This window comes from Deferribacterota bacterium, from assembly GCA_034189185.1.
In the GTDB taxonomy this organism is placed as follows: Bacteria; Chrysiogenota; Deferribacteres; order Deferribacterales; family UBA228; genus UBA228.
The window spans coordinates 1-3,562 of record JAXHVM010000178.1 but is presented as its reverse complement, the minus strand read 5'-3'; the positions used below and the strand labels follow the sequence as shown (position 1 = coordinate 3,562).

Here is a 3,562-nt window from a genome sequence, read left to right as displayed (position 1 = left end):
ATGAAACCACTTTGCATTATCCAATATAATATCCCATTTAAAATCATTTACATTGGCTGTGGCTATTGATGAGTGCCCCCTATCATAGATAATCTTTGAAGGTCTCTGGCTTGCACCATTCTCACAAAAATATATGCCAAGCCTTTCCCCACCAAAAACTATATATTTTGTATTTATACCAAAACTTGAGCAATAATTTACGGCAGCTTTCCCAACTTCATTTAGAGGCAGCTTTGTAACAAAATATGTATCTAAACCTAATTGAGCCAGTGTTGCTGCCACATTTGCCTCAGCTCCACCATAATAAATGTTAAAACTTCTAGTTTGGGCAATCCTTTCATAATCTGGCGGGGTTAATCTAAGCATTACCTCACCAAAGGTCACCACTTTCTTTGCCATCTTAAACCCCTTTTATTGTATCATTTTTAAAAAGTTCCTGGATATTTCTTCTATTTTTTCAAAACTGCCATCTTTTGCATATTTTGTTATCGCACTACCCACTGCAACGGCAAATGCCCCTACATCAAACCAGTCTTTAACATTATCAATATTAACGCCACCTGTTGGTAAAAATTCAAGCTGCGGGAAAGGACCCTTTAATTCTTTTATTTTACCTGCTCCAATCCAAGAAGCTGGAAAAATCTTAATTAATTGAATACCTGCTTTTATACAGGAAAATATTTCATTTGGGGTAAATGCCCCTGGTATATATAAAATATTATTTATATCGCATGCTGTTTTTGTCGCTTTGTCAAATATAGGTGATACTATAAATTTTGATCCTGCTGATATGCAAGCTGTTGCCATATTTGCATCATTTACTGTACCAGCGCCAATAATTATATTCTTATTTTTATATTCATGATTCATTTTTTCTATAATATTAACTGCACCAGGAACAGTCATTGTAATTTCAATAGCCTTAATACCTGCTTTTATTGCTGGTTTAATTATTTTATTACATTCATCTTCGTTTTCAGCCCTAATTACTAAAATTATTTTACTTTTCCTAATTGTTTCTAATGTCTCATATATCTTCATTTTTATCCTCAAAATAAATTAATATATTTCATATTATGAAATTATATTTCATATTTAAACTATGACATAACTATTTGAGGTTGTCAACAAAAAATATAAAATTATTTAAATTTGTAATTCTGGTCCTTAAAATTCAGTATTAAGGTAATTTTGAACTTTATTTATTTATATTGATTTATAATACTAGATTTCCCTACTTGCTATTAAAAATAATTTCTAAATTGTATATAAAATCCAAGTATGTTTATTATCCACTATAAAACTAGATGTAGGCAGAGTGTTGAAGATGTTAAATTACACCTCCATCTGCTGCAATAATTTGGCCTGTAATATAATCAGATTCTTTTGATGCCAAAAAAACAAAAAGGGGAGCAACTGCTTGAGGTGGAGAAGGTTTTTCTAAAAAGTCAAGATAATTTGGACCAAATTGTGCTTTGTAAAATTCATACAAGTCTTCTGTCATTCGTGTTTCCGCAACTGGCGAAACTGCATTTACTTGAATATTATTTGACACTAACTCTTTTGCAACATTTTTAGTAAACGATGCAATGCCACCTTTAGCAGAAGCATAATCAACAACACTTAATAAGCCTCTAAAAGCAGCAGGTGCAACAAGATTTATAATTTTGCCCTCATTCTTATTTAACATAAAATTTTTTACTGCATAATATGTACATAAAAATGTGCCATCTAAGTGAACATTTATTGTTTTCTTCCAATCTTTAAAAGTTGTATCAATAAATGATTTTGGCTTTATTATACCTGCATTATTAACTACAATATCAAGGTCGCCTAACTTATCTGACAAATCATTAAATAATGACACCACATCAGATTCTAAACTAACATCAAAAAGGCCTCCATAAGCCTCACCACCTTCTTTTTGTATTACATCGATTGTCTCATCTAACATTTTTTTATCTTTATGGGCTACTATGTAAAGTTTTGCTCCTTCAGAACTATAAGCCTGAGCAATAGCTCTTCCAATACCTCTTGAACCACCAGTTATAAGTGCAACTTTGTTTTTTAATCTCATATTTCACTCCATAATATATGTATTTTCACTTATTTTTGCTCTTTTTGATTTAAAGTGATTAATTGAACGCTCATCATCTTTATAACCAAAGGCAATTGCTATTTGCAACAAATATTCAGAGGGTGCATCAATAAATTCATTAATAACGTCACTAACACCCCTGATATACCCAATAGGGCATGATCCAAAACCTAAATTCTCTGCAGCTAACATAAAATAAACCATATATGAGCCTATATCAATAGCTCTTGATGGATATAAACTTTTATGTATATAAATAAACGCTGCAGCTGGAGCATTAAAAAATGAAAGGCTTGCTTGTAAAATATGACCTAGCTTTAGTTGATCTTCTTCGAGATAGACTTTAAGCCCATCCAATAATTCTTTCCTTCTATATAAGTATTTATCTGGAACTTCCCCTTCAAAAGGTATACTATAATTCCTATTTTTTTCTTCTAATGCCTTTAAAATCTTTTCTCTTAAAATATCTAATTTTCTGTTTGCAACAACATAAACCTCCCAAGGCTGCATATTTGAACCAGATGGTGCACTTTGTGCAGCCTCCAATAACTCTTGAATTAACTCGCTAGTTAATGGTTCTTTTCTAAAGGCTCTACAAACACGTCTTTTTAACAGAAGTTCTTTTGTATCCACTTTGTTACCTCCTAATATATAAAGCCTTTGCTATTTTTTAAAAATATTTACAACTACAACAATAGATTATCAGCAGTTAACTTTCATGTACCTATAAATAATTTGATAACATTTAGATTGCGTATTATAAAGTACTTAGAATTATTATACTTATTTTTAACTAGATATCAAGTAATTAATACTACCATTTCATCCCATGAAATTCATGTTTTTTATGGATCCTTATAAACACCCATTAAAATTTTCGCCTCAATAGAAACCCTTTAAAGCTGCCACGAAACAGATTTTGTGGGACATCCTAATGTTTTACCTTTCACAACTTTTACATAATATGTCACCACTTTTTTTACTTACTTTTTCTTAAGGAAATTATACCTCATTTATCAATCTTCAGACTTCGCAAGTTAAAAAACCCTCATATTTTATTAAATCAATAACCTTTCTCATTTAATCTTCTGTAATTATCACAACCTTATTGTAGTTTCATATCACAAGCTTTACCATAAAGCTCCTTGGCTTTAGAATAATCTTGTTTTACACCAAATCCTCCTTCATACATAGTCCCAAGAAGGACGCACCCTTCTGCACTTCCCCCATCGCATGCTTTTTAACAATCCTCTGACTTCGCAAGTCAGATTTTCCGCATATTTAAGCCATTTCCAGACATATCCCCCATCCTCTGACTTCGCAAGTCGAGATATTAAGTCGGGATGTTGCTATATCTCCTCTAAATTATAATGATATAATTATCTCTTATCTATCTCTATCAGCAGATTTCAAATCCAGGAACTATTTAGAATAACAAAAAGTATATTTAGGAAATAATAACTA

At 31.3% G+C, this 3,562-nt stretch carries 4 protein-coding genes and 1 pseudogene; all 5 read right to left on the bottom strand.

The window, feature by feature from the left end; translation table 11 throughout:
* The coding region (locus SVN78_09420) for a PfkB family carbohydrate kinase (GenBank protein MDY6821824.1) at positions 1 to 399 on the bottom strand (399 nt) is incomplete at its 3' end.
* A gap of 12 nt (positions 400 to 411) precedes the next feature.
* Positions 412 to 1,041, bottom strand: coding sequence for a bifunctional 4-hydroxy-2-oxoglutarate aldolase/2-dehydro-3-deoxy-phosphogluconate aldolase (gene eda, locus SVN78_09415; GenBank protein ID MDY6821823.1), 630 nt, complete (start codon positions 1,039 to 1,041; stop codon positions 412 to 414).
* A 289-nt stretch (positions 1,042 to 1,330) separates the two neighbouring features.
* Positions 1,331 to 2,077 (bottom strand): SDR family oxidoreductase, encoded by a 747-nt coding sequence (locus tag SVN78_09410; GenBank protein ID MDY6821822.1) that lies wholly within the window; start codon positions 2,075 to 2,077, stop codon positions 1,331 to 1,333.
* A 3-nt stretch (positions 2,078 to 2,080) separates the two neighbouring features.
* Positions 2,081 to 2,731, bottom strand: coding sequence for a nitroreductase (locus SVN78_09405; GenBank protein ID MDY6821821.1), 651 nt, complete (start codon positions 2,729 to 2,731; stop codon positions 2,081 to 2,083).
* 472 nt (positions 2,732 to 3,203) lie between these two features.
* A pseudogene (locus tag SVN78_09400) lies at positions 3,204 to 3,305 on the bottom strand (SEL1-like repeat protein).
* Positions 3,306 to 3,562: the final 257 nt, after the last annotated feature.